This is a genomic window from Thiomicrospira aerophila AL3, from assembly GCF_000227665.2.
GTDB lineage: Bacteria > Pseudomonadota > Gammaproteobacteria > Thiomicrospirales > Thiomicrospiraceae > Thiomicrospira > Thiomicrospira aerophila.
Genome location: NZ_CP007030.1, coordinates 1517991 through 1544674 on the forward strand (window position 1 = coordinate 1517991; position 26684 = coordinate 1544674).

At 44.7% G+C, this 26684-nt stretch carries 31 protein-coding genes; 10 read left to right on the forward strand and 21 right to left on the reverse strand.

The genetic code is table 11. The features are described from left to right. Nucleotides 1-14: 14 nt before the first annotated feature. From hisC to THIAE_RS07470, 13 genes are read right to left on the reverse strand one after another with little or no spacing between them, the layout of a single operon-like run. Nucleotides 15-1160: a histidinol-phosphate transaminase gene (gene hisC, locus THIAE_RS07410; RefSeq protein ID WP_006460599.1), complete on the reverse strand. Its 1146-nt coding sequence runs from the start codon at nt 1158-1160 to the stop codon at nt 15-17. Further along, nucleotides 1126-2433 carry a histidinol dehydrogenase gene (gene hisD / locus THIAE_RS07415; RefSeq protein WP_006460600.1) on the reverse strand — a complete coding sequence of 436 codons (1308 nt, stop codon included), beginning with the start codon at nt 2431-2433 and terminating at the stop codon, nt 1126-1128. Before hisD ends, hisC begins: the two co-directional genes overlap by 35 nt. A 2-nt stretch (nt 2434-2435) precedes the next feature. Next, nucleotides 2436-3068 carry an ATP phosphoribosyltransferase gene (gene hisG / locus THIAE_RS07420; protein WP_006460601.1) on the reverse strand — a complete coding sequence of 211 codons (633 nt, stop codon included), beginning with the start codon at nt 3066-3068 and terminating at the stop codon, nt 2436-2438. Between the two features lie 15 nt (nt 3069-3083). Then, complete coding sequence (gene murA, locus THIAE_RS07425) at nt 3084-4343, reverse strand: UDP-N-acetylglucosamine 1-carboxyvinyltransferase (RefSeq protein ID WP_006460602.1); 1260 nt, start codon at nt 4341-4343, stop codon at nt 3084-3086. Then, on the reverse strand, nt 4344-4571 hold the full coding sequence (locus THIAE_RS07430; RefSeq protein ID WP_006460603.1) for a BolA family protein: 228 nt from the start codon (nt 4569-4571) through the stop codon (nt 4344-4346). It abuts the gene before it with no gap. 15 nt (nt 4572-4586) lie between these two features. Continuing rightward, complete coding sequence (locus THIAE_RS07435; RefSeq protein ID WP_006460604.1) at nt 4587-5348, reverse strand: ABC transporter permease; 762 nt, start codon at nt 5346-5348, stop codon at nt 4587-4589. Then, nucleotides 5345-6277: an ABC transporter ATP-binding protein gene (locus THIAE_RS07440; RefSeq protein WP_006460605.1), complete on the reverse strand. Its 933-nt coding sequence runs from the start codon at nt 6275-6277 to the stop codon at nt 5345-5347. The genes THIAE_RS07435 and THIAE_RS07440 overlap by 4 nt, the downstream gene beginning before the upstream one ends. Continuing rightward, nucleotides 6274-6564, reverse strand: a complete 291-nt coding sequence (locus tag THIAE_RS07445) for an STAS domain-containing protein (RefSeq protein ID WP_025299369.1) — start codon at nt 6562-6564, stop codon at nt 6274-6276. Before THIAE_RS07445 ends, THIAE_RS07440 begins: the two co-directional genes overlap by 4 nt. Beyond that, complete coding sequence (locus tag THIAE_RS07450) at nt 6565-7179, reverse strand: MlaC/ttg2D family ABC transporter substrate-binding protein (protein WP_006460607.1); 615 nt, start codon at nt 7177-7179, stop codon at nt 6565-6567. It abuts the gene before it with no gap. After that, nucleotides 7176-7646, reverse strand: a complete 471-nt coding sequence (mlaD, locus tag THIAE_RS07455) for an outer membrane lipid asymmetry maintenance protein MlaD (protein ID WP_006460608.1) — start codon at nt 7644-7646, stop codon at nt 7176-7178. Before mlaD ends, THIAE_RS07450 begins: the two co-directional genes overlap by 4 nt. 13 nt (nt 7647-7659) lie before the next feature. Continuing rightward, nucleotides 7660-8436 carry a lipid asymmetry maintenance ABC transporter permease subunit MlaE gene (mlaE, locus tag THIAE_RS07460; protein WP_006460609.1) on the reverse strand — a complete coding sequence of 259 codons (777 nt, stop codon included), beginning with the start codon at nt 8434-8436 and terminating at the stop codon, nt 7660-7662. After that, on the reverse strand, nt 8433-9224 hold the full coding sequence (locus THIAE_RS07465) for an ABC transporter ATP-binding protein (RefSeq protein ID WP_006460610.1): 792 nt from the start codon (nt 9222-9224) through the stop codon (nt 8433-8435). Before THIAE_RS07465 ends, mlaE begins: the two co-directional genes overlap by 4 nt. 32 nt (nt 9225-9256) lie before the next feature. Next, nucleotides 9257-9886 (reverse strand): hypothetical protein, encoded by a 630-nt coding sequence (locus tag THIAE_RS07470; RefSeq protein ID WP_006460611.1) that lies wholly within the window; start codon nt 9884-9886, stop codon nt 9257-9259. A 143-nt stretch (nt 9887-10029) separates the two neighbouring features. Here THIAE_RS07470 and THIAE_RS07475 point away from each other — a divergent pair, with 143 nt between their 5' ends. From THIAE_RS07475 to hpf, 6 genes are all read left to right on the forward strand, one after another. Further along, complete coding sequence (locus THIAE_RS07475; RefSeq protein ID WP_006460612.1) at nt 10030-11019, forward strand: calcium/sodium antiporter; 990 nt, start codon at nt 10030-10032, stop codon at nt 11017-11019. Between the two features lie 16 nt (nt 11020-11035). Continuing rightward, a complete protein-coding gene (locus THIAE_RS07480) occupies nt 11036-11557 on the forward strand; it encodes a KdsC family phosphatase (RefSeq protein ID WP_006460613.1) in 522 nt (173 codons plus the stop codon). Nucleotides 11558-11560: 3 nt separating this feature from the next. Next, entirely contained in the window at nt 11561-12157 is a 597-nt protein-coding gene (lptC, locus tag THIAE_RS07485) for an LPS export ABC transporter periplasmic protein LptC (RefSeq protein ID WP_006460614.1), read from the forward strand. Further along, the gene (lptA, locus tag THIAE_RS07490; RefSeq protein WP_006460615.1) at nt 12135-12698 is read left to right on the forward strand and encodes a lipopolysaccharide transport periplasmic protein LptA; all 564 of its coding nucleotides are present in this window, start codon (nt 12135-12137) and stop codon (nt 12696-12698) included. Before lptC ends, lptA begins: the two co-directional genes overlap by 23 nt. Then, nucleotides 12698-13423: an LPS export ABC transporter ATP-binding protein gene (lptB, locus tag THIAE_RS07495; protein ID WP_006460616.1), complete on the forward strand. Its 726-nt coding sequence runs from the start codon at nt 12698-12700 to the stop codon at nt 13421-13423. The genes lptA and lptB overlap by 1 nt, the downstream gene beginning before the upstream one ends. 99 nt (nt 13424-13522) lie before the next feature. After that, on the forward strand, nt 13523-13852 hold the full coding sequence (gene hpf, locus THIAE_RS07500) for a ribosome hibernation promoting factor (protein ID WP_006460617.1): 330 nt from the start codon (nt 13523-13525) through the stop codon (nt 13850-13852). Nucleotides 13853-13973: 121 nt separating this feature from the next. Here hpf and THIAE_RS07505 read toward each other — a convergent pair whose 3' ends face one another. After that, nucleotides 13974-14465 carry a low molecular weight protein-tyrosine-phosphatase gene (locus THIAE_RS07505; RefSeq protein ID WP_006460618.1) on the reverse strand — a complete coding sequence of 164 codons (492 nt, stop codon included), beginning with the start codon at nt 14463-14465 and terminating at the stop codon, nt 13974-13976. A gap of 160 nt (nt 14466-14625) precedes the next feature. On the opposite strand from THIAE_RS07505, the gene THIAE_RS07510 reads away from it, so the two are divergent. From THIAE_RS07510 to THIAE_RS07525, 4 genes are all read left to right on the forward strand, one after another. Further along, complete coding sequence (locus tag THIAE_RS07510) at nt 14626-15270, forward strand: RluA family pseudouridine synthase (RefSeq protein WP_006460619.1); 645 nt, start codon at nt 14626-14628, stop codon at nt 15268-15270. A gap of 64 nt (nt 15271-15334) precedes the next feature. Further along, a complete protein-coding gene (locus tag THIAE_RS07515) occupies nt 15335-15670 on the forward strand; it encodes a hypothetical protein (protein WP_006460620.1) in 336 nt (111 codons plus the stop codon). Nucleotides 15671-15691: 21 nt separating this feature from the next. Then, nucleotides 15692-16573, forward strand: coding sequence for a hypothetical protein (locus THIAE_RS07520; protein WP_006460621.1), 882 nt, complete (start codon nt 15692-15694; stop codon nt 16571-16573). Nucleotides 16574-16585: 12 nt separating this feature from the next. Then, entirely contained in the window at nt 16586-17290 is a 705-nt protein-coding gene (locus THIAE_RS07525; protein ID WP_006460622.1) for an FKBP-type peptidyl-prolyl cis-trans isomerase N-terminal domain-containing protein, read from the forward strand. A gap of 196 nt (nt 17291-17486) precedes the next feature. Here the strand turns inward: THIAE_RS07525 and htpG are convergent, their stop codons facing one another. The 7 genes from htpG to guaB all read right to left on the reverse strand — a co-directional run bounded on the left by htpG (nt 17487) and on the right by guaB (nt 26615). Further along, on the reverse strand, nt 17487-19403 hold the full coding sequence (gene htpG, locus THIAE_RS07530; RefSeq protein WP_006460623.1) for a molecular chaperone HtpG: 1917 nt from the start codon (nt 19401-19403) through the stop codon (nt 17487-17489). Between the two features lie 119 nt (nt 19404-19522). Continuing rightward, on the reverse strand, nt 19523-20113 hold the full coding sequence (locus THIAE_RS07535; RefSeq protein ID WP_006460624.1) for a hypothetical protein: 591 nt from the start codon (nt 20111-20113) through the stop codon (nt 19523-19525). 12 nt (nt 20114-20125) lie between these two features. Continuing rightward, the gene (locus THIAE_RS07540) at nt 20126-22252 is read right to left on the reverse strand and encodes a chemotaxis protein CheA (RefSeq protein ID WP_006460625.1); all 2127 of its coding nucleotides are present in this window, start codon (nt 22250-22252) and stop codon (nt 20126-20128) included. A 59-nt stretch (nt 22253-22311) separates the two neighbouring features. Beyond that, nucleotides 22312-22890, reverse strand: a complete 579-nt coding sequence (gene cheD / locus THIAE_RS07545) for a chemoreceptor glutamine deamidase CheD (RefSeq protein ID WP_006460626.1) — start codon at nt 22888-22890, stop codon at nt 22312-22314. 92 nt (nt 22891-22982) lie between these two features. Then, nucleotides 22983-23516 carry a tRNA adenosine(34) deaminase TadA gene (gene tadA / locus THIAE_RS07550; protein ID WP_006460627.1) on the reverse strand — a complete coding sequence of 178 codons (534 nt, stop codon included), beginning with the start codon at nt 23514-23516 and terminating at the stop codon, nt 22983-22985. Continuing rightward, nucleotides 23507-25087: a glutamine-hydrolyzing GMP synthase gene (guaA, locus tag THIAE_RS07555; RefSeq protein WP_006460628.1), complete on the reverse strand. Its 1581-nt coding sequence runs from the start codon at nt 25085-25087 to the stop codon at nt 23507-23509. The genes tadA and guaA overlap by 10 nt, the downstream gene beginning before the upstream one ends. Before the next feature lie 67 nt (nt 25088-25154). Continuing rightward, nucleotides 25155-26615 carry an IMP dehydrogenase gene (guaB, locus tag THIAE_RS07560; protein WP_006460629.1) on the reverse strand — a complete coding sequence of 487 codons (1461 nt, stop codon included), beginning with the start codon at nt 26613-26615 and terminating at the stop codon, nt 25155-25157. Nucleotides 26616-26684 lie beyond the last annotated feature (69 nt).

The window sequence follows — 26684 nt, forward strand, 5'->3', positions numbered from 1 at the left end:
GTTATTCACTCCCTTTATACGGGCTTAAGCAATAACCTTAATGCCTCTATAAGCTGGTTATTCTCTGTTGGCGAGCCTATGGTAATGCGCAAACAATTTGTCAACACACCACCTTGTGGGCTCAAGTTTTTAATTAAAATACCTGCGGCCTTTAAACCCTCAAAAACCTGAGGGGCACTTGGACCGGCTTCGTTTAACCGAACTACAATAAAATTAGCGGCAGTAGCATAGACTTTAATACCAGGTAATGCAGCCAAGGCTTGACTCAACTGAATGCGATCATCACAAATCTGTTGCGCCTGCTCAGCTAAGATAGACCAATGCGAAAGCGCAACTAACGCGCTAGCTTGCGTCATGGTATTGATGTTGTAGGGCAAACGTAGCTTATCCACCTGCTCAATCCAGGCCTTCGGCCCTACAAGATAGCCTAAGCGCAGCCCCGCTAGCCCTACTTTAGAAAAGGTGCGCATCACCAAAAGGTGTGGATACTGCACGGTATCGAGAATAAAACTATCTTCTGCAAAGGCGTGGTAGGCTTCATCCACCACAACCAGGCCTGGTGCGGCTTCAATAATGCGAATTAAATCCTGTCGAGATAGTGCATTACCGGTTGGGTTATTGGGGTAGGCAATAAACACCAAAGCCGGTTGCTGTTGCGCCATGGCCTCAACAAAGGCATCGACATCTAATTCGAAATCGTCATTCAATGCCACCGAACAATAATCTGCCCCCAAAAACCGGGCGATCATGTCATACATGACAAATGTCGGTGCGATTGACATCACCTTTGCACCGGGGCGATTAACTGCCATAATTAGCAACTGAATCAACTCATCTGAGCCATTGCCAAACAATAATCCTGTTTCAGCGGCTAAACCCAAATGCTGGTGGAGAGCGTTATGTAGCTCAGTCGCACCCGGATCAGGGTAACGGTTCAGACTCAACTCTGCCAACTTATCCAACCAGGCCTGGCGCAACAACGGAGGCCAGTCATAGGGATTTTCCATGGCATCAAGTTTCACCATTTTAGCGCTAGGCGGAACATGATAGGCATGCAACGCCTGAATTTCTGGGCGTACTAACTGTGCAACCGCCTGATCGACAGAGCTAAACTGTGCGGTCATATTATTTACGCAACCGATAACGGGCAGACGCAGCATGGGCTTGCAAGCCTTCACCATCCGCCATAATTGCGGCGGTACGCCCTAAGGTGTCCGCCCCGTCTGGTGAACACATAATCAAACTTGAACGCTTCTGAAAATCATACACGCCTAAGGGTGAAGAAAAACGCGCGGTACGAGAAGTCGGTAATACGTGATTAGGTCCGGCACAATAATCACCCAGCGCTTCAGCGGTGTAACGACCCATAAAAATGGCACCTGCATGACGTATTTTGGGCAGCATTGCTTTAGGGTCTGCAACAGATAATTCTAAATGCTCAGGCGCAATCAAATTAATCATCTCGATCGCCTGCTCCATATCCTTAACCGTAATGACCGCGCCACGGTTTTCTAATGCGGTGCGTATAATAGCTTTTCGCGGCATGGTCTCTAGCAAGCGCGTCATACTTGCAACCACCTTATCGGCAAAGGCCGCATCCGGGGTGACTAGAATTGATTGGGCATCCTCATCATGCTCTGCCTGAGAAAATAAATCCATTGCAATCCAATCAGGATCGGTTTCACCATCACAAACCACCAGAATTTCTGAGGGGCCAGCAATCATGTCAATACCGACCGTACCAAACACCATTCGCTTCGCTGTCGCGACATAAATATTACCTGGTCCCACAATTTTATCTACTGCCGGAATGGTTTCAGTACCATAGGCTAGTGCCGCAACTGCTTGCGCGCCGCCAACGCAGAACACGCGATCAACACCACATATCGCCGCTGCGGCTAGGACTAATTCATTCACCTCACCCCGAGGCGTAGGCACCACCATAATCAGTTCTTTTACGCCTGCGACTTTTGCCGGTACCGCATTCATCACCACCGACGAAGGATAAGCAGCTTTTCCGCCGGGTACATACAAGCCAACACGATCTAAGGGTGTCACCTGCTGACCTAGCATCGTGCCATCGGCTTCTTCATAACTCCAAGAATCCGATTTTTGACGCAAGTGATAAGCTTCAACACGTTTTGCAGACAATTCGAGCGCTTCACGTTGTTCAGCAGGTAAATCTGCCAGGGCTTGCTGTAAACGTGCTTGCGGGATTTCTAACTGCGCCTGATCTGTTAGGGTCAATTGATCAAATTTTGCAGTGTAATCCATTAAGGCTTGGTTGCCGCGCTGACGAACATCCATCACCACCTCTTTAACAACCTGGTTTACACGATCATCGGACACACTTTCCCATGATAGGATCTGGTCCATTTTGGTATTAAAATCTGCTTCGTTCGCATCAAAACGTCGGATGGCTAGCGTGCTCATGATTACTTACCTATTACTGTATTGAATTTTTCGATTATTTGCTGAATCTGCTGATATTTGGTTTTATAAGCATGTTGATTCACAATTAGACGTGAACTGATGTCAGCAATGTGCTCCAAAGGTTTGAGGTGATTTGCTTTAAGGGTATTGCCGGTGTCAACTAAATCAACAATACGATCTGCCAAACCAATTAAAGGCGCCAATTCCATAGAACCGTAAAGCTTAATTAGATCAACTTGCTGGCCCTGTGCGGCATAATACGCCCGAGCTGAGTTGACATATTTCGTGGCTATTTTCAAACGATGACCATGCGGACGCTCTTCAACAGGACCGGCCACCATTAAACGACACTTGGCAATCTGTAAATCTAGCAATTCATATAAATTATCACTAGGCGCTTCCATTAACACGTCTTTACCCGCCACACCCAAATCTGCAGCACCGTATGAAACATAGGTGGGCGCATCGGTAGTCCGCACGACTAGCAAACGAACGTTGGGTTGGGTCGTTTCCAAAATTAATTTGCGGCTTGTATCTGGATCGTCTAAAGGCTCAATACCGGCTGCCTTTAACAATGGCAAGGTGTCTTTAAAAATGCGCCCTTTTGACAAGGCAATCGTAAGTTGGTTTGACATAGCTTTCTCAGTAAATTATTGGCTCAGGCGTTGAATATCTGCGCCTAAGCGATGAAATTTTTCTTCAATCAATTCATAACCGCGGTCAATATGATAGATCTGCTCGACGTGGGTTTGTCCTTCTGCTACCAAAGCAGCCAAAATAAGACAGGCCGATGCACGCAGATCCGTGGCATGAACACTACTGCCTTTAAAGGTATCCTGCCCAGACGTTCGCGCCAGATTACCTTCGATCGTAATATGCGCACCCATTTTTTCGAGTTCAGTAACATGCATAAAACGATTTTCAAAAATTGTTTCACGAATCGCACCCGCACCGGATGCCAAGGCATTCATCACTAAAAACTGCGCTTGCATATCGGTAGGAAAACCGGGATAGGGTTGTGTTTCGACATCAACCGGTTTTAGAATTCGACCACGACAATCAATATGAATCTTGCGATCCTCAATCTGGACATCACAACCCGCTTCAGTAAATTTTGCCAGCACCGATTTAAGATGACTCGGCTCAACATTAGCGACGGTAATTGCCGACCCAGTCACCGCTGCTGCAGCGAGATAAGTTCCTGCTTCAATACGGTCTGGAATCACACGGTAATCGACACCATTAAGCTCATCGACCCCTTCAATGACAAGGTGATCCGTACCAATGCCGGTAATTTTAGCGCCCATTTTGGTTAAGAAAATGGCTAAATCTGTTACTTCGGGCTCGCAAGCTGCATTTCGTAAGTGCGTCACACCTTCTGCCAAAACCGCGCCCATCAGCAAATTTTCTGTACCGGTCACGGTCACTTTGTCCATGTAAATATCCGCGCCTTTTAAGCGTTTGGCTTGGGCGTGAATAAAACCCTCTTCGATTTTAATCTCCGCACCCATGGCCTCAAAACCTTTGATATGAATATCAACCGGTCTAGAACCTATCGCACAGCCACCCGGTAAAGCCACATGGGCTTGACCAAAGCGCGCCAATAATGGCCCCATCACTAAAATAGACGCACGCATACTTTTCACCAACGCATAGGGTGCGGTAAAGTCACGCAAATGACTACAGTCCACCGTGATATTCATACGTTCATCAATCATGATTTCGCCACCTAGGGTGGCCAGAAGCTGCAAACTGGTCGTCACATCTTTTAAATGCGGAATATTAGAGAGGGTAACCGGTGTCTGGGCGAGTACACACCCCATTAAAATAGGCAATGCAGCATTTTTAGAGCCGGATATGTCTACTTCACCGTGAAGTTTAGCGCCCCCTTTAATCAGCAGTTTTTCCATTTAATTGCTCTCTAGCACACTGGTTTTAATCGATAGCGCATGCAACTCACCCGATTCAAACTGCTGTTTAAAAATATCATTAACGGCACGATGACGTTGCAATGGCGTCATACCTTTAAATTGCGGCGCTTTCACTTCAACTGAAAAATTACAATCAGCACCCGACATGGTGACCTGACAACCTGGCAATACCTCGTGAATCATTTGCTGGATTTTTTCTGGCGACATCACGTTTTCCTTTTTTTAGTGGCGTATTTTAACGCCTTTATGCAACAAAACTAAATTTATTGCGCTCACAAGCACTAAAAACAGCAAGGTTACCGCTAAGCTTAACCAAACAGAAATATCAGAAACGGCATAAAATCCGTAGCGAAAACCGTCCACCATATAAAAAAATGGGTTAAACATTGACAAAAACTGCCAAAAACTAGGCAAGGAATGAATGGAATAAAATACGCCGCTTAGAAAGGTCAGCGGCATAATAATAAAATTTTGAAAAGCCGCTAAATGATCATACTTTTCAGCCACTATGCCCGCAATTAAACCCAACCCACCCACAACAGCCGCGCTTAATACGGCAAACAATAAAATCCAACTCGCATAATGTATCTGCAAGTCATAGCCAATCCAACCTACCAGCAACACCCCGACGCCAACGGCTAATCCGCGCACAACCGCTGCGGCTACAAATGCCACATATAAATCTAAAGCAGTAAGTGGACTGAGTAAAACAAAACTTAAATTGCCATAGATTTTTGATTGAATGATACTTGAAGAGGAATTGGAAAAGGCATTCTGCAAGATAGCCATCATGACCAGGCCTGGTATTAAAAACTGGCTATAGCTGATATTGCCAAATTCTAGAATTTTGGTCTCGATCACTGTGCCAAAGATCAGTAAAAACAATAAGGTCGATACAATCGGGGCAAAAATGGTTTGCACGGCTACCGAATAAAAGCGGCGAACCTCTTTGACAAAGAATGTCCATGAGCCATAATAATTCAAGACGTTGACTCCGTGATATTTAAAAATACATCTTCTAATTTTGCATCTTGCAAGCGTATATCCGCCAAAGCCACACCCTGCTGCTGTGCCCAAGCCAACAATTGTGCGGTGGTAATCGATTTTGACAACTTGATTTTAAACTTGACCGGTGACAAGCCCTGAACCTCAAATACATCTGCAGCAAAATCGGCTTGTTGTAGCAGGCCTGCTAACTCAGCCGGCTGTTCAAGCTCTAGCTGAAGATGTCGATAAGGGTGTCGTGCAATTAGATCCTGGGTTTTTTCCAGCGCGATTAATTGGCCTTTTTGCATGATGCCTACGCTATCACACAGGCTCTCCGCCTCTTCCAAATAATGGGTTGTTAAAATAATAGTATGGCCTTGTTGATGTAATTCTTTAGCAAACTGCCACAGTGTTCGACGCAAATCGACATCCACTCCGGCTGTAGGCTCGTCCAGCACTATCACCTGTGGACGATGCACCAATGCCATCGCAATAAGTACTCGTCGTTTCATGCCACCAGATAACTGCTGGGTATCCACCCCCGCCTTATCGGTTAAGGATAATCTCGCCAATAACTCATCAATCCAGGCCTGCTGCTTGGCACCACGCAAGCCAAAATAACCTGACTGCAAGGTTAACAACTGACGGATATTAAAAAAGGGGTCGGCGATTAATTCTTGCGGCACGAGGCCGAGCGCTCGGCGTGCGGCCGTCGCATCCGCGACCACATCATACCCCATTACCTTGACGTGCCCAGCGGTTGCTTTCACCAGTCCTGCCATGGTGTTGATCAGGGTTGATTTGCCCGCGCCATTAGGGCCCAGCAGACCAAAAAACTGCCCCTGCTCAACATTAAAGCTCACATCATCAAGCGCTTTCAGCTCACCATAGTGTTTACTCAGGTTAATAAACTCGACCGCGTTCATGTGGCTGCCCGATTAAGTGAATCTTGCAAATTGTACAACTGCGCCAACTCCAAGCCTGCTGCCGGTAAATCACGAATTTGAACCCCAGCAGACTGATCTAAACAACAGGTTAACCAAGCCAGTCCAGCGCTATCTATCTGAGTGACGCCAGCAAGATCAATCACCTGAAAGGGGAGCGACGTTTGCTTTAACCAGGCCTGCAACTTGGGTTGTTGATGCAAGGCTGCCAAGGTTAGCAGTCCTTTTAGCTGTAAAGATTGATCAGTCAGCTGCCATGTTAGTGACACTTAATTAAACCCCACGTTTCGGTCTTTCATGCTATCAATCACGGCTTGTAAACCGCGGCGTTCAATATCTGCACTATAGGTCTGACGCAGACTGAGTAATAGACTGATATTTTCCGCCAATACGTCATAAATCATCCAATTACCGCTACCGGCTTCTTTATGAACGCGATACGCAATATCAAAGTTATTGCCATTCGATTGTTTAACGCGGGTTTGGACAATAACACGGTCTTGACCATCTGGAATAGCTGAGCCAATTTCAACACTCTCCACATTAAAGCGCATCAAGCTATTGGAATATTGCTGAATAACCGACAAGGTAAATTGATCTACAAAATCTTGCTGCTGCTGCGGTGTAGCCGTACGCCAATCTCGCCCCACTACAAAGCGTGCCATCCGCATCGTATCAACATAAGGCAATAGTTTTTCATCTGCAAAGGCTTTCAGTGCTTTAGGGTCTTGCGCCAACTCTTCGGCACGCTGTTTTAATTCATTTAACACTAAACCCGACATGCCTTGAATCATGGCTTGCGGATCTGACTGGTCCACATTAGCTGCTTTAGCCATACCCACGCTCAATAGCATGGCGATGGTTAGACTTGTAATCCACTTCATTCACGACCTCCTTCGGTCAAACTTACCATTAGTCGTCCAATTAAATTTTCTAGCACCAGTGCGGATTGGGTAAAGTGAATCCGATCACCTGCTTGCAAGACGATATCATCACCCCCTACCTCTAAACCGATATATTGACTACCCAATAAACCCGAAGTCAGAATCGATACCGATGAATCGGCTGGGATATCATCAAATTCACGAAAGATATCCATCACCACACGGGCTCGATAGGATACTGGATCAAGCTCTATCCGGTTGACCCGCCCTACAACGACACCTGATACCTTAACAGGCGCGCGAGCGGTTAAACCGCCAATGTTTGAAAACAGCGCATCGACCTGGTAGGTTGGACGGTCTTGCAAGCCACTAAAATTGCTGACCTTAAGCGCAATAAAAACCGTTGATATCAAAGTAATCAGCACGAGTAACCCGACGCCTATTTCAAATTTAAGTTGTTTTGACATGCTCATTCCTTTCTCAGGTAAACATAATTGAAGTTAATATAAAGTCTAAACCTAGCACACCCAAAGAAGCATGCACAACGGTTCGGGTCGTGGCTCGGCTCACCCCTTCTGACGTAGGAATAGCATAACAACCTTGATACAGGGCCACCAACGCAATTAAAACGGCGAATACGACGGCTTTAATAAAACCATTAACCACATCCGCATGCCAATCGACGTTCTGATTCATCTGTGCCCAAAACGCACCCGAGTCGACACCCAACCAACCCACGGTAACGACATAGCCGCCAAAAATCCCCAGTGCAATAAAAATCATCGCCAACATCGGTAGTGCAATAATACAAGCCAAAACACGTGGAATCACTACGTATCGCATAGGATCAACCGCCATCATTTCCAACGCAGAAAACTGCTCAGTTGAACGCATCAATCCCACTTCTGCCGTCAATGCCGAGCCAGCGCGACCGGCAAAGAGTAACGCCGCAACAACGGGGCCTAACTCCCTAATCAATGACAAGGCGGTCATCGTCCCCACCGCTTCTTCTGAGTTAAAAGTTTTTAGAATATGATGACCTTGCAGCCCCAAAACCATGCCAACAAATAGGCCGGCTGTAACAATAATCGGCAGTGACAATACTCCCGCCATATAAACCTGCTTTAACAGCAGTCTAATCCGCCACAAACCGCTAGGAATAAGAGGGAGTAACTGCCAGACAAATAAGGCCATTTGCCCAATACCCGCGAGCAGCATTAAACTGGAACGTCCAAGACTTGCGATGGCTCTAATCATTTTTGGGCACCCCAGGGTTCAACAGGGTAGTGAAATGGCACTGGACCATCGGCAGTGCCTTGCAAAAACTGTTGCACGTAAGCTGACTCTGATGCCATCAATTCAGCCGGCGTGCCTTCGGCGATTATCCGCCCTTCTGATAACACGCAAGCATGATCAGCAATCGATAAGACTTCAGTCACATCATGCGATACCAGCACACTGGTGAGGTGCAGTTGATCATTTAATGACTTAATCAACTTAATTAGCACTCCCATCGTAATCGGATCTTGACCGACAAAAGGCTCGTCATAAAAAATAACCTCTGGGTCAAGAATAATCGCGCGAGCCAAAGCGACGCGCCGCGCCATTCCACCAGACAGCTCGGCTGGCATCAGCCCCATAGCACCTCGCAAGCCCACTGCTTCTAGCTTCATGGCGACCAGCTTTTCAATGAGCTGCGGTGCGAGATGTTTAAAATGTTCACGCAATGGAAATGCAATATTTTCAAACACCGTCAAATCGGTCAGTAACGCACCACTCTGAAACAACATACCCATTTGCTGGCGTAACCGATAAAGTTGAGTGCGCGAGAGCGTTTGGATATCTTGGCCATAAAATAATACTTGGCCACTATCAGGCTTTAATTGCCCCACCATCAACTTTAACAGGGTCGTTTTCCCCGTTCCACTTGGCCCCATAATGGCGGTGATTTTGCCCGGGTAGACGCGAAAACTTAACTGATCAAAAATCTTTCGCCTTCCGCGACTAAAACTTAGATCAACAACTTCAATAATGGGACTGGCCAAGGTAAAAACTCACTATAGTTGGGTAGGTTTGACTAATAACCGAGTAGCTCAATCATACTAGAAAGATCAGTTAGTTGCTTTGTGGTCACCTGCTGCGGATTGACAAAAACGGGTACCGCCGTTGAGCCTGGCAAGCTATTTTTAAATGACTCAATCTCGGCCCGCTGTTCTTTAATATGTGCAGGCAACGAATCAAAATAGGCTAAAGGTGCGCCGGAAAACCGATCATTATTATAGCGCCATTGCCACCCTGATAACACCCATTCATCTTCACTAGGCGTCATCAGTGTGACGGCTAAATCCTCTAAATCAGCTTGGTGTAACGCGAGATCGTCTGCGCACCAGCCCTCTGTAATTAAAATGCCAGCCAGTTTTGCACCCAAGCCACCGCGTAAAAACCTAAATTGTGTAATAGATTCAGGCGTGCATTCAGACCATTTTAGGTAAAACAGGTTTTCAGCTAACATGGCTTCATTAAGCATACTGAGCATCTCTTGATCCCATTGCATCCAATCGGACTGAGATGTCATCGCTACTCGAAAGTAGTTAAAATAATAATCTGCACGCCAATCGAAGGGCAAATCATCAGGATAAAAATGCGACAGTAACGGTTCGGCTTGCCACTCACCAAAGCCAACTGACATACTTTTTAAACAAGTCATCTATCTACACCTAAATAAACTCTATTAAAAACCCACACTCATTGCCATAAAATTTATTTATACTTGAGCCATAAATAAGTATAATGATAGGCCAAAATAGGCTCTTGCCCCAACAAAATTTGGATTGAGGATTATACCGCCAAATGATTGCTTCGCTCATGCTTCCATCATTGTTACTCGTTTTAGGCCTCGCCCTGCTTGTCATTAGTTCAAATTACTTCATTGAAGGCACCGCGAATGTGGCGCTACGTTATAAAGTATCACCGCTTATCATTGGTATCGTTATCATTGGCTTTGGCACCTCCAGCCCTGAAATCATTGTTGCGATCATCGCTTCATTAGAGGGTAATCCAGGACTGGCCATTGGTAACGCAGTGGGCTCAAACATTACCAACATTGGTTTAGTTCTTGGCATCACAGCCTTGCTCGCACCCCTAGTTGTCAAATCCTCTGTGCTAAGACGTGAGTTTCCTATACTTTTGATTGTTACTGGTCTAGGGCTTGCGCTCATCTTGGACCATAGGTTAGGCGTGCTAGACGGTATTCTCATGCTTACCACCTTGTTTGCCATTTTAGGCTGGATGATCTATAGCAATCGCAACATCAGTTCCAACGACCCACTCTCTGAGGATATCAATAAAGAACTTGAAGAATTGCCTAAGCTAAGTAAGGCAAAATCCTTTATTTACCTAGGTCTTGGCTTGGTTTTTTTAATTATCAGTGCGCGCATGATGGTATGGGGTGCCGTTGAGATTGCTGAATATTTTGAAGTACCTGATTTAATTATTGGCCTGACCATCATTGCTATTGGGACGAGTTTACCCGAGTTAGCGGCGGCCATTACGGCAGCCCTTAAAAATGAAGTCGATCTCATGATTGGTAACATTCTAGGCTCTAACTTGTTTAACATCCTAGCCGTATTGGCGGTACCTGCCATTCTTGCGCCCTCGCTTATTGATATTGAAGTCCTAAAACGTGACTACCCCATAATGTTGCTCTTTACCGTCGCGATGTTGCTGGTGGCCTTACCCCGCAAAGGTAATGCCACTATTTCCAGGGTTGAAGGTGGATTACTGCTAACCCTATTCGTTGGTTATCTCGGTCTGTTATACTACATGACAGTACATATTTAACCCGCGAGAGACGATTATGGATTTAGCCACACGCGCAGCGAAAATTAAACTCCTCATTTTAGACGTAGATGGTGTGTTAACCGACAACCGCCTCTTCTACGGAGATAACGGCGTTGAATACAAAAGCTTTTATACGCGTGACGGCCATGCCATGGTACTTTGGCGCAAAAGTGGTCTAGACTTAGGTGTCATTACCGGACGTAAATCTCAATTGGTCACCCAACGAATGAATGACCTTAAAGTCAAATACCTTTTCCAAGGGGTGCCTGACAAATTGCCGGTATTTGAACAGCTGCTTCAAAATGAAGGATTACACGCCGATGAAATAGCCTACATGGGTGATGACATTCTTGATCTGCCCATCCTAACGCGCGTGGGCCTAGCCAGCTGTCCTAAAGATGCTGATCCGGAAGTGATCACACGTGTTCACTTTGTTAGTGAAAAAGTGGGCGGTCAAGGGGCTGTTCGTGAACTGATCGAAATGATCTTAAAAACCCAAGGGCATTGGCAGGCACACATGGATTTCTACCTGCGTTAAACCATGACACTGCGTCCAAGCCGATTAACCAAGGGATTTTTATCAGCGGTATTGATTCTTGTATTAGCAGGCCTGCTGATTTTTGTTATCAACCCACAACTATCTCATCCACCGGTTCCTAGCCTTGCGGTTACACTTAGTGACCAACAAGAGTGGCGAATGCAGTCCAGCCAAACCTGGTCCTTGGAAAAAGATCAGCCCCAAATTAGCCAACAACTGATCAGCACGCTAAGCTACCAAACTAACGACATCATTTATTTGGAAGCGCCTATTTTTATACGCTTTAGCCATCAACAAGCACGTGATGAAACCTACATAGGTTGGGCCAATTTTGGTGCTGTCATCAATAACAATCTCCGCCTTACAGGCGATGTCAACCTGGTCAATACACCATCAAACCAAGATGAGCCTTGGCAGCTTCAGACCGAAGAACTCTATTACGATACCGAACATGAACGCATTTACGGTGATGGCGCCATAGCATTTGATCGCGCAACACTTCGCCAAACCGGTCGCGGTTATGTTTATAATCTATCTCTTGATCACCTGACCATCAAAAACGAAGTGAACACCTATTATGAATCCGCTCAGACACCCTAATCAGCTGCTATTACTTGGGCGCTACTCAACCCTATTGCTAATTAGTGTGATGGGGATTTTAAGTATTTTTAGCATGGCTTCAGTAAATGCACAAACGAACAGCCAGCAACCTATCACGATTCAAGCTAATCAATTAGATACTTATGATCAACAAGGTGAAAGTCACTACCAGGGAGAAGTGGTTGCTCGACAAGGCCATTTACTCTTAAAAGGCGATACGCTTGTGGTCTATCATCCACAACGCCTTATTGATCGTATTGTGACAGATGGACAACCAGCCTATTTTGAGATGAATGACCCAGAACAAGGCCCCGTAAAAGGTCATGCCGACCGGATTGTTTACTATGCTAATCAAGAAATAGCCCATCTAATAGGGAATGCATTTGTAGATCGTGGCCAAACCCAATCTATCCAAGCAGGGCTTATCATTGTTGATTTAACCACCATGACCTTACAAGCGACAGGATCTTCCAACACCGAATCAGCTGACACATCACCCGGACGAGTCGAAATGATTTTTACGCCAGGAACGCAAGACTAATGGCCCACTTTTATGCTCGTAACCTTGCTAAAAGCTATAAAAAATATCGCGTCGTTGAATCAGTGGATCTCGATGTTCACAGTGGCCAAGTGGTGGGCTTACTGGGCCCCAATGGGGCAGGAAAAACCACCACTTTCTACATGATGACAGGCCTGGTGCCACACAATGCTGGCCAGATCTTCCTTGATGAACAAGATATTAGTAACCTAGCAATTGACCAGCGCGCTAAACTCGGCATTGGTTACTTACCGCAAGAGGCGTCTATTTTTCGCAAACTATCGGTCTATGACAATATTATGGCCATTCTAGAAATGCGCCCTGACCTCAGCCAGCAGGCACGTGAAGCAAAATTGGCAGAATTACTCACCGACCTCAACATCCACCATATTGTTAAACAATTAGGCCAGGCCCTATCGGGGGGTGAAAGACGGCGTGTAGAAATTGCTCGAGCACTTGCCATGGAACCAAAATTCATTTTGTTAGATGAACCCTTTGCGGGCGTTGACCCTATTTCCGTGAAAGATATACAAGCGATTATTAATCACTTAAAAAACAAGCAAATAGGTATTCTTATTACCGATCACAACGTGCGCGAAACGCTTGGGGTGTGTGACTATGCCTATATACTTCATGCTGGCCATATTCTAGCAGCAGGTGAACCTAGTGAAATCTTAGCCGATCCCAAGGTACGTCAGGTCTATTTAGGCGACGATTTTTCACTCTAGTAATGGAAAAGCACAAACATAAAATTCGCGCAAAATAGCCATGTGCTATAATCAAACTGGGCCATAAAGAAAAAATAACTTTGCATAAGGAGACTATCAATGCAAATCAATATCACAGGTCACCATGTAGAACTAACCGATGCGTTACGCGACTATGTTAATGAAAAACTAGCTAAGCTTGAGCGTCACTTTGATCATGTTACCAATGTTCATGTGATCTTAACGGTTGAAAAACAAAATCAAAAAGCTGAAGCAACCGTTCATGTTTCTGGTCAAGATTTATTTGCACAAAATGAAACACAAGATATGTATGCGTCAATTGATGGGTTGATTGACAAATTAGATCGTCAAATCATCAAACATAAAGAAAAAATTAGCGACCACAACCAAAAATCGGGTGGTGTTAAAAACATGGCGGTAGAAGTTTAAACTTCAAGCCTGTATAGATACATTTAAACCCCCATTTTCAATCTAGTTGAAAATGGGGGTTTTTGTTTTTAGCGTTCGTTGGTGCTTTATTAACCAACAATCATTCAGCCGCGCAGAAGTCTTACCAGCCCTGCTGCTGCCGAATATGCGCGAGTAAATTAGCACAGGCAATCTCAACCATATCAAAGACCTGTTCAAATCCTTGCGGTCCGCCATAATAGGGATCGGGCACATCTTTACGCCCTACTTCCGGTGCAAAATCTAATAAATAACTAACCCGATGCAGCTCTTCTCGCGGCCCCAGTTCAGTCACTAGCTGATGATTATGATCATCCATCACTAATAAATAATCAAACTCATAAAAATCACTAAACTCAACTTTGCGTGCACGTAAATCTGCCATGAGAATATCACGATTAGCTGCCGTTTCTATCGACCTTGAGTCAGGGGGATTACCAATGTGATAGGCATGTGTACCGGCAGAATCAATGTTAATTTTGTCTACCAAGCCTGCTTCTTTGACTTGTTTTCTAAATACCGCATGCGCCGTGGGAGATCTGCATATATTGCCCATGCAGATAAATAACACCCCAACTTGTTTAGCCTGTTCCATTTGAATTCCTATAGATCATAAGTTAGATTCAAATTGTAGCCCATCAACTCTCTTAATTAAACGCATTCAGCAGGCCTGCTAAAGCTTAAATCACCACAACAAAGCTGCTTAACCTTACAACAAGGGTTAGAATAGCCTTTTTAATTATCTACACAAACACATGTCTAGCCCTAATCACTTTAGCCAATGGATTATCTACGAAGACGATTGTCTGCTCGCTATCAATAAGCCGAGTGGCATTTTATCTGTGCCTGGCAAACCCCCTAATCCAACCCCTTGCGTGCAGGATTATTTTCCAAGCCAGCATGCCGGCCTGCTTACGATTCATCGTTTAGATATGGACACCTCGGGAATCCTGTTGCTCGCAAAAACGAAAGCGTCCCACCGTTTTATGAGTATGGCGTTTCAGAACCGTCAAACGAGCAAAGTCTATCAGGCGGTATGCGCAGGCAGACTTGAACAACCAGCCGGCACGATCCAACTACCAATGCGCTGTGACTGGGCTAATCGTCCACGTCAATGCATTGATTTTGTTCAGGGGCGTTATGCTCAAACACGCTGGCAGGTTATTGCACAAAAAGAAGCGCAATTTAGTGTCGCACTTTTTCCGATCACTGGACGCTCTCATCAACTTCGATTACACATGAAAATGCTGGGCCACCCTATTCTAGGCGATACACTCTATGCTGACCAACCAGCCCAACAGGCCGTATCAAGATTATTACTCCATGCCAGTGAGCTTCATTTTGAACATCCTGCCAATAATCAAACGGTTCATTTAATTAATACCGCGAGCTTTCTATGACAAAACTGGGTTAAATGTGCTTTAATTAAGCCAAAATAACGATACTTAAGGTTCAAATTAATAGATGGTCGATCAAGATTACCTAAAACTTTTCGATTCCGCTGATGAGCAAGCCGCTGTGGAAGCAGTCGCCGATGAACTCAGTGACGATTTTTTTAATCTAGAAGATGTATTGCTCGATGACATAAATTCAATTGAACAAAATTTGGATACTGAACACATCGTTGAAGATTTTGAAAAGCTCAATAAAGCCCAGCACCCTAGCAGCGATGAAAACGACATGATTAATGAACTCGCAGAAACACTTGCCGCACTCAAACATCAGCAAGACATTCATCAACACTACTTTGCCAAGTTGCGTAAACAAGCCGCACCAAACTGGCATCCGACATCAAAATAACCAGCTCAAGGTATGACCACTATGATGCGAAACGCTGATCTAGATCAAATCTATAATGAAACGACACAATTGCTGCAGGATGGTATCAAAACCACACAGCAAACGACGGAGTTCTCATTACATCTGGCCCAACAACAATCAGAACAACTGCAAGAGTTTAAAAATCAACTTCACCAGCAGCGCCAACAGCAGCGTCAACTTGAAACGAACATCACGCAATCAAATCGGATGGTCACTGGGTTGTTTATTATTGGCCTTGCCACTCTTATGATAGGCTTGGGTGCTTTTGGTTGGTTAACCTACCAGATACACCAGCAACATCAACAATACAATTTTTTGACTAGCAACCTTAACCAACAACTTGCAGAGGTTCAACAATCTTTATCGACCCAACAAACGCAGATTGCTACGTCTAACTTGACCAGTCCGGCACCCATAGATTTAAGTTCTGTATCATTAAGTCGCATGGATGACTTAACCGCACTTGTCTTTGAAAACCGCAACCAACTCGAAACATCGTTCAGAGAAGTCATAACACAACTAAACCAACAAGATCTTCAGCACCAAAAGCTCAAAGATGACTTAAATCAAATCAAAAAACTGCTTGAAAGACCTGCACCCGCGCAACCCACTGCTGCGGCTAAACCTGTCGAACTCGACCTGACGCCTATCACTCGGCAACAACAAAGCCACCAAGACAGATTACAGCGACTCAATGACGCTGTTGCGCAAATTAATAAACAGATTGTCGATTTAAACCAAAAAGATAACGAACAACACCGCCAGCTTTCCCTACGTTTGCAACAAATAGAAAAAAAACTCGATGAGTTAACTCAAGCATTAACTGAATCACCCATTAGGCGCGATTATTTTTATCGAAATCCACAACAATTTAATCCATAAGGAATAACAAGCATGCGTTTTAAACAAAAGCTTATTGGGAGTTGTATTATCGGCCTGAGTTTGGCCACATCCCATCACGCTATCCAAGCCAGTCCGCTCAGCTCAACGCTTGAACAAGCGAGTTATGCTGTCGGTGTTGATTTAGCTAATAACCTTCAGATGCAAGGCATTAACCTTGATACGGATGCTTTTTTGCTCGGTTTGCGCGACAGCCTTACTGCACAAAACCTTAAATTGAGCCCAGAACAAATGCAGTCTGCTTTAACCCGTTTTCAAGAAGAATTAGAACTCAGCCGCAATGCAGAACTCCAGGCACTAGCCGAACAGAATCTAGCCAAAGGTCAAGCTTTTTTAGCTGAGAATGTGCAACAAGAAGGCATAGTAACCTTGCCTAGCGGCTTACAATATCGCGTTATTGAAGAAGGTGAAGGCGCAAACCCAACCACAGATGATGTCATTATTGCGCATTATCGAGGTGAATTAATTGATGGTACCGAGTTTGACAGCTCTTACAACCGAGGCATCCCGATTCAGTTTGCGCTTGCTAATGTTATTCCTGGCTGGCAAGAGGTGATTCAATTGATGCAGCCCGGTGCCAAATGGCAAGTTTTTATCCCCAGTGATCTTGCTTACGGCTTGCAGGGTGCTGGTAGCATGATTGGCCCAAACGAAACTTTAATATTCGAAATCCATTTCATTACAACAGCGGCAAACTAGTTGCGAGCAAAAAAAACCCAAGTCGGTCAACTTGGGTTTTGCCATAAAGACAATTAAAGCTCTTTAAGAGGAGTTGTTGTAAACAACGGTTTTAATACTACTCAAAAAAAACTTTAATATCAACCTTTACTTATATTAACAACCGTTAATTCTTTTTTGCACCACATTTATGGCGCAATCCTACCAATATACCTATTTACACACTGGCCAGTAACTGATTAACACGCTTAATAAATGCAGCGGGCTCGGCTAGGTTATCACCATCAGCAAGTTGTGCCTGCTCTAACAAAAACAATGCCCAGGGTTCAATAGCCGCTTGTTCATCCAAGATCGCCACCTTTTGTAATAACGGGTGATTTGGATTAATTTCTAGCACAGGTAGTGACTTTGGCAGTGTCTGCCCCATTTGTTCCATTAAACGCATCATATGCGGCGTCATCGCACCCTCTTGCGCTACCACACAGGCAGGCGAATCAGTTAAGCGGTGGGTAACTTTAACCTCAGCCACCTTGTCACCTAATGCTTGTTGGAGCTTTTCTACCAGACTCGTCCGCGCCTGTTGCTCTTCTTCGGTCACTTCAGGAGCCTCGTCTGCCAACTCGGCAATGTCCCCTTGATTAATGGACTTTAATGACTTGCCTTCAAATTCAGTAAGATGCGCAACCAACCATTCATCAATACGATCGGACAATAACAAGACTTCAATACCTTTTTTACGCAAGCCTTCGAGATGAGGACTACCTAATGCCGCGGCATGACTGTCAGCAATCAAATAATAAATGGCTTGCTGACCTTCCTTCATACGACCCACATAATCGGCTAAGCTCACTGTTTGTTTCGCATCTTGATTGTGGGTTGAACTAAATCGCATTAAACCAGCGAGTTTGTCACGATTAGCATAATCTTCAATAATACCCTCTTTCATTACTTGACCAAAGGTATTCCAAAAACCTTGGTAAACTGATGCATCCTCATCCTTAGCCAGTTTTACCAGATGATCAAGAATACGCTTAACCGAGGCCGAACGAATCTTATCGACGACATGATTACTTTGCAGAATTTCACGCGATACGTTCAAAGGCAGATCATTCGAGTCAATGACCCCGCGAACAAAACGCAAATAATTAGGCATTAAATGTTCGGCGTCATCCATTATAAACACACGCTTCACATAGAGCTTTAAACCATAGCGACGGTCCCGGTCATAAAGATCAAAGGGGGCTTTGGTTGGAATGTATAACAACGAGGTGTATTCTAAAGTTCCTTCTACTTTGTTATGCAAGGTCGCCAATGGCTTTTCAAAATCATGAGAGAGGGTTTGATAAAAGTTGGCGTAATCTTCATCACTGATCTCAGACTTGGGTTGTGTCCATAGGGCCGTCGCTTTGTTTATTTGCTTCCAGACGAGCTCCATTTTAGATTTATCAGAATCCTTATTTTCGCCATCCTGCTCCACTGCATCTTGTTTAACAGCCTGTTCTTCTAGCATTTCAATTGGAAAGCTAATATGGTCAGAATAGGTAGTAATTATATTTTTTAGTCTGTAAGCCGATAAAAACTCATCCATGCCTTCTTTAAGATGCAGAATAATCTCTGTACCTTTAGTGGGTTTAGCGATCGTTTCCAGCGTAAACTCGCCATCACCAGACGATTGCCACTCCACACCCTGATCAGCTGCCAGGCCTGCTTTGCGTGTTCTTAAGGTCACCTGGTCAGCGACAATAAACGCAGAATAAAAACCCACCCCAAACTGCCCAATCAGACGACTGTCTTTAGCTTGATCGCCAGTGAGTTTTTCAAGAAATTTTTTCGTGCCTGAATTAGCGATGGTACCAATATTTTCGATCACCTCGTCGCGGGTCATGCCAATACCATTATCTCGCAAGGTGATGGTTTTCGCCTGCTCATCAAATTCAAGTTGAATTTTAAGCGCAGACTCCCCTTCACTTAATTGATCATTTGACACCATTTCAAAGCGCAATTTATCCAGCGCATCAGATGCATTCGATACTAACTCGCGCAGAAAAATTTCTTTATTACTATAAAGTGCATGGATCATTAGCTGCAGTAATTGTTTGACTTCAGTTTGAAAAACATGAGTTTCTTTTTGCATCACTTGTACCCTTAATGAATGAATCGTGCCTGTGTTATGGGGCTTACCAAAGATTTTTCAATAGTAAAAACAAAAAAAGCCGCAATGCGGCTTTTTCAAATAATGACGGACATCAAAATTTAAAATAACTCAATATCATCCTCAGGCGTTTGTTCTTGTTTGGTTGCAAGACGTTGTGCCATACGCTGACGCATAATGGCTATGGCATCATGGGTAGATTTTTGCTGATCAAAAATTAGCTCGAACAGCTCTTCCTCTTCTCGCATAGAGGTACCCTTGCGCACGGCTTGCTTAAATGCGTGCCATTCCGCTTCATCCTTAACTCGCATTTCATGTGAAACAATTTCAGCCAGCCCAGACAATCCGCCTGATACATGCTGAAGCCGCTGAGATAACTTGTCATAAAACTGGAAAGCAATAATAGCCTGCTGCATTTTATCAGCCAATTCAACTGCTTGAGCTTTTAGCAATGAATAGTGGCTAGCAAACTCATCATGCTCTTCTAAAACTGGCTTTAGCATATTAGACACAGATTGAATTTCTTCAATGTGCTGAGTCATAAAGCGGAAGGTGTCAATTAACGCATTAACCGAATGATCTCCTTCGGTTATTGACAGCTCAATTTGAGCAATCGATAAATTTAACACTAATATTGTTTCTTGTACCTCTTTCGCACCCAGTGCATAAGGGTAGGTTGCTGCATTATTCATAGTTTTCCTAAATTAAGCTACGCGTTTATTGGCTGAGATCGTTTTGTCTTTTGATGGTGTTTTATGTGAAGAAACCACACCAGCCACGTCAATAATAAGCGCAACTTTACCGTCACCAAGAATAGTGGCGCCGGCAACACCAAATATTTTCATGAAGTTATTTTCTAGGCTTTTAATAACAACTTGTTGCTGCCCCATCAAATCGTCCACAAACAAGCCCGCTCGCTTGCCACCCTCTTCAACAACGACCAATAGGCCTTTACTTAAGTCACTTTGAGCATTGTCAACACCAAATAATGAATGGAGACGTATAACAGGAATATATTGATCTCTAAGCTTATAGAGTTCTGTTTGGCCCGCAATGCCTTTCACTAGGCTAGAATCAACCTGAATAGACTCCACAATTGAGACCAATGGGAATACATAAGTCTGAGCCCCGACAGATGCTAACTGGCCATCCAGAATAGCTAGGGTTAAGGGTAGGCGAATCGTAAAGATACTGCCGCGACCAGACTCTGAATGCACTTCAACTGAACCACCTAATCCGCGAATATTTCGTCTGACAACGTCCATTCCAACACCGCGGCCAGAGACATCACTCACAACTTCTGCGGTCGAAAAACCAGGATGGAAAATTAAATCCACTATTTCATCATGTGACAAATTCGCATCCGCTTCTATGACGCCCTTCTCGATTGCTTTTTGGTGGACGCGATCTGTATTAATACCGGCACCATCATCGGTTATTTGAATAACAATATTACCCCCTTGATGGAAAGCAGCCATTTTAACCGTGCCTTTTTCTGGCTTGCCAGCAGCAAGACGCTTCTCTGGCGACTCAATGCCATGATCAATGGAGTTGCGAACAATATGAACCAACGGATCAGTTAACTGTTCTAGCATGGTTTTATCCAGCTCAGTATTTTCACCCTCCATCACCAACTCAATTGTTTTACCGAGTTTTTGGCTCACATCATGAACGATTCGAGGCATACGATTAAAAGCAAAGCTCACCGGTAACATCCGTATATTCATCACGCTTTCTTGAAGTTCGCGAGTATGACGTTCCAAATGAGATAAGCCTTCTTTTAGCTTATCAACCCACTCAGTTGAGTCAGGGTTTTGTTCGGCCTGCTCACCAAACTGGCTCAGCATGGATTGAGTGATGACTAGCTCACCCACTAAATTCACCATTTGATCAATCTTGTTGAGGTTAACGCGAATTGACCCATCCGCCTGAGCGGATTTCTTTTGCAAATCTGCACTCGCTTTGGTATCGACTTTCTTTTCAACACTAGCCGTCTTTGCCACTGAAGCAGGTGCAGAAACCGAGTCCGCAGGTTGAATTTCCATCGTTTTAGCTGCCACAGTATTTTCTGCTGGGGCATCATTTTTACCCGCTGCTTTTATAGGCATAACCTGAATGTGTGCACCATCACCATCAATCCATTCAAACACTTCATTAATGGCATCTTCAGAAATCTCACCTGACAACATTAGATTCCACTTAAGGTAAACTTCTTCAGGATTATAGTCCTCCCAGGCAACCAACTCTTCAGTATCAACTGATACATCAAGATTCCCCAGCGTCTGGAGCTCTCTAAAAATACGTAATGGCTCGTTTCCCGTTTGCAATAAATGTCGTTCAGGATGCATAACGATATGCCACAACCTGACACTGTCCGTATCTTGGTTGACTAAACTGGGCTCAGATGAGGAACTAATTGATGAAGGCGTTGGATTCGCTGCTTGCTCGCCAGCGAGTAATGCTTCCATTTGGGCTTGGACATGGTCAGATCGTTCTTGATCAATTGGCTCATGGTGCTGAAGCTTGGTCAACATGTCTCTCAAAATATCGACAGCATCAAGCATTATCCTAACGGCTTGCTGAGTTACATCCCGCTTATAATCGCGCATTTCGTCTAACAAGGTTTCGAGCACGTGGGTGAAGCCCGCAATTTCAGAGAAACCAAACGTGCCACTACCACCTTTTATAGAATGCGCTGCACGAAAAATCTCGTTTATTTTTTCGGCATCAGGTCGACCTTCAGGCAACTCAAGCAGGCCTGTTTCCATGACCTGCAAACCTTCAAAACTCTCTTCTAAGTAGGTTTGACGAAAAACTTCCATCATATCCATGGTATGTTTCCTATATAGTTATCGACACAATGCTAACAAACAATCTGTAAAATGCGAAGTTAAAATAACTCCACGTCACCCTCAACTGGCTTTTTATCAATTGTTTTAACATATTGATTTTCCTGCTCAAACAACGACTCATTGTGCATTGGATTTAATCTACGCACTCGAACCCGACCATCAGCAGGGTAAAATATGACTTTGCGCGGGAACACATCACCAATGTCCTGCGAAATCACCTTAAAGCCTTCAGTGTAAATATAATCAAAAACGAACCCAATGTTATACCAACCGATATTGGTCATCGAACTCATAATACGGCCACCACCAAACACTTTGAACTCTAAACGTTCACGTTTAGCACCACTACGCAACAGGGTGTTAACCATATTCTCCATGGCATAGTTGCCGTACCGATTAGCATCAGATAATTCAAAGTTCCGGTTCGCGGAAGATTTATCCATTGGCAACATGAAATGATTCATACCACCAATTTTGGCCACAGGATCATGGACACATGCTGCAATACAGGACCCTAGAACGGTTTCTATTCTCTCTTGCTGTTGAGTGACATAAAACTCGCCAGGTAAAATTTTAATTGTCGCAATACCTTCTGCTGGATCAATACTTTTCTGCATAATTTATTTTTTCATCTTATATTAGCCAATCTAAGCATATAGGCAAATTAGTGTTACTTATAATTCTAGTATATTTATTGACTGAAGAAACATTATTTTAATTTCTTGAGCGCACGACGTTGCTTAAAAAAATTGGATAGCAGAGCGGAAGCCTGCTCTGCGCAAACACCATTGACCACTTGATATTGATGATTAAGAAAATCACTTGCGGCTAGATTAATTCGAGAGCCGACTGCACCCGATTTAGGATCCGTTGCGCCATAAACCAAGCGGGCGATTCTGGCATGAACCAATGCGGTAGCACACATAGCACAAGGTTCAAGCGTGACATAAAAAGTAACACCAGGCAATCGATAGTTTTGGAAGGTTATCCCTGCGTGACGCAACGCCACAATTTCGGCATGCGCGGTGGGATCATGAGTCAAAATAGACTGATTAAAACCCAGGCCCACACACTGCTGATCCAGCACAGCCAACGCACCAACAGGCACTTCGCCCTGTTGTTGAGCATAATCGGCCAGTGCCAGGGCTTGCTGCATCCAAAACACATCCTGCTCTGCCTGAACCAGGCCTGGTGGGCAGGCAAGCCCCACCAAGTCCTGCGGATTGTGAAGCCCTACTCCCATTCAATCGTAGCAGGCGGCTTACTCGAAATATCATAGGTCACCCGCGAGATACGCGGGATTTCATTAATAATCCGATTCGACACTTTTTCAAGAAATTCATAGGGCAAGTGTGCCCAACGTGCGGTCATAAAGTCAATGGTTTCAACTGCACGCAAACTGACTACATAATCATAACGACGCGCATCACCAACGACTCCCACCGACTTGACCGGCAAAAACACGGTAAAGGCTTGCGAGGTTTTGTCGTACAAATCGGCTTTACGCAGTTCTTCGATAAAAATATGGTCGGCCAGACGCAAAATATCGGCATATTCTTTTTTCACTTCACCCAAAATACGCACCCCCAGGCCTGGTCCTGGGAAAGGATGACGATAAACCATATCGGCAGGCAAGCCTAATTCCACACCCAGCTTACGCACCTCATCCTTAAACAACTCTCGCAAGGGTTCCAGCAGCTTAAGCTCCATATCTTCGGGTAAACCACCGACATTGTGGTGCGACTTAATGACCTTCGCCTTGCCGGTTTTAGAACCCGCCGACTCAATCACATCAGGATAAATTGTGCCTTGCGCCAACCATTTAACGTTGGTTAACTTTGACGACTCCTCATCAAACACTTCAATAAAAGTATGACCAATAATTTTGCGTTTCTTTTCCGGGTCGGCCTCACCGGCCAGTTTATCCATAAAGCGTTTTTCGGCATCAACTCGGATGACTTTCACCCCCATGTTTTGCGCAAACATCGCCATCACCTGATCACCTTCTTGGTGACGCAATAAACCATGGTCAACAAATACACAGGTGAGCTGATCACCAATCGCCTTGTGTAACAAAGCCGCCACCACTGAAGAATCAACCCCGCCTGACAAACCAAGCAACACGTCATCACTGCCGACCTGCTCACGAATACGCCCAATCGAATCTTCGACAATATTGGCCGTGGTCCAAAGCTTTTCACACCCACAAATCTGCGACACAAAGCGGTCTAGAATCCGCAAGCCTTGCTTGGTGTGGGTCACTTCAGGATGAAACTGAATGCCATAAAAACGTCTTGCTTCATCGGCCATACCAGCGACAGGACAGCTCTCAGTGCTAGCCATTAATTTAAAACCATCCGGCATTTGGTCAACACGATCACCATGCGACATCCAAACGTCCAACAAACCATGACCTTGGGCATTGACATGGTCTTCGATATCACGAAACAGTTCGGTGTGACCATGGGCACGAACTTGAGCATAACCATATTCATGCTCATCAGCATGAATCACCTGACCACCGAGCTGCTGCGCCATGGTCTGCATGCCATAACAAATACCCAATAAAGGCACATCTAATTCAAATACCAGGCCTGGTGCTTTAGGCGCATCATCACCAATAACGGTTTCGGGGCCACCCGATAAAATAATCCCCTTAGCACCAAAATCCTGAATAAACTGCGGATCGACATCCCAGGGTTCAATCTCACAATAAACCCCAATTTCACGAATACGTCGTGCAATCAACTGGGTATATTGCGAACCAAAATCAAGAATAAGAATACGGTGGTCGTGAATAGAGTGCTGCGTCATAGGTCTTCCAAATATAAAAAGTAACGCCGAACTGATAGAACATCAGATCGGCTAATAAAGAGTGAGATTAGATACGGTAGTTAGGTGCTTCTTTAGTGATCATAACATCATGCACATGACTTTCGACCATCCCCGCATTGGTTACTCTAACAAACCAAGGCTTCTCGTTCATTTCTTTGATATCTTTGCACCCTGTGTAGCCCATGCTCGAGCGGACACCACCGACTAGCTGATGGATGATAGGTGACAAAGGACCTTTATAAGGAACACGCCCCTCAATACCTTCTGGCACTAACTTATCTTCGGCATTGGATGACTGAAAATAGCGGTCACTGGAGCCTTGTTTTTGTGCCATCGCACCCAAAGAACCCATACCACGATAGGCTTTGTAAGCACGCCCTTGAAAGTACTCTACTTCACCAGGCGACTCTTCTGTGCCAGCGAACATACTTCCTAGCATAATCGCTGAAGCACCCGCGACAAGCGCCTTAGCCACATCACCTGAAAAACGAATTCCACCATCTGCAATCAAAGGCACACCAGTACCTTGCAAGGCTTTAGCGACATTAGAAATAGCTGAAATTTGTGGTACACCCACGCCAGCAACAATTCGCGTAGTACAAATGGAGCCAGGGCCAATACCGACTTTAACTGCATCCGCACCGGCTTTTACCAGGTCAAGCGCCGCTTCAGCGGTCGCAATATTTCCGCCAATCACATCCACTTCTGGGAACATCTGTTTTACCCAGGCCACACGGTCTAATACGCCCTGCGAATGACCATGAGCAGTGTCAACCACAATCACATCAACTCCCGCCTTAATTAGGGCATTAACGCGCTCTTCCGTATCGGCACCGGTACCTACTGCGGCACCCACACGTAAACGACCATTTGAATCTTTAGAGGCCAACGGGTGCTCATTTGATTTCAAAATATCCGTTACTGTAATCATGCCCTTCAGATCAAAGTTGTCGTTTACCACCAATACCCGCTCAATACGGTGCTCGTGCAGTAAATCGAGAACTTTTTCGCGGTCAAACTTTTCAGGGACCGTCACCAACTTTTCTTTGGGTGTCATCACACTGTGAATTGGCAAACTAAAATCGGTTAAAAAACGCAAGTCACGGCCAGTCACTAGACCTACTAGCTGGCCTTTGTCCATCACAGGAACACTTGAGATGTTGTTTTGTTCTGTAATTCTTAATACATCTGCAACGGTTGCGGTCACTTCAACACAAATGGGGTCGAGGATAACACCATGCTCATACTTTTTGACCTTATTGACCTCAGCGGCCTGCTCTGCAATAGTCATATTCTTGTGAACAATACCAATTCCGCCTTCTTGAGCTAAAGCAATCGCTAAACGCGCTTCCGTTACGGTATCCATCGCTGCAGAGACAAACGGAATATTAAGCGTAATATTTCGGGTTAACTGGGTTTTTAATGACACATCTTTTGGTAGCACCGTGGAGTGGGCTGGCACTAATAACACATCGTCGAAGGTCAACGCTTCTTGTAAAACTCTCACTTTTCACCACCTTGTAAATTCTTTATGGGTCGATTAGATTTTTCATTGCTAAGACGTCCGGAACGTCAA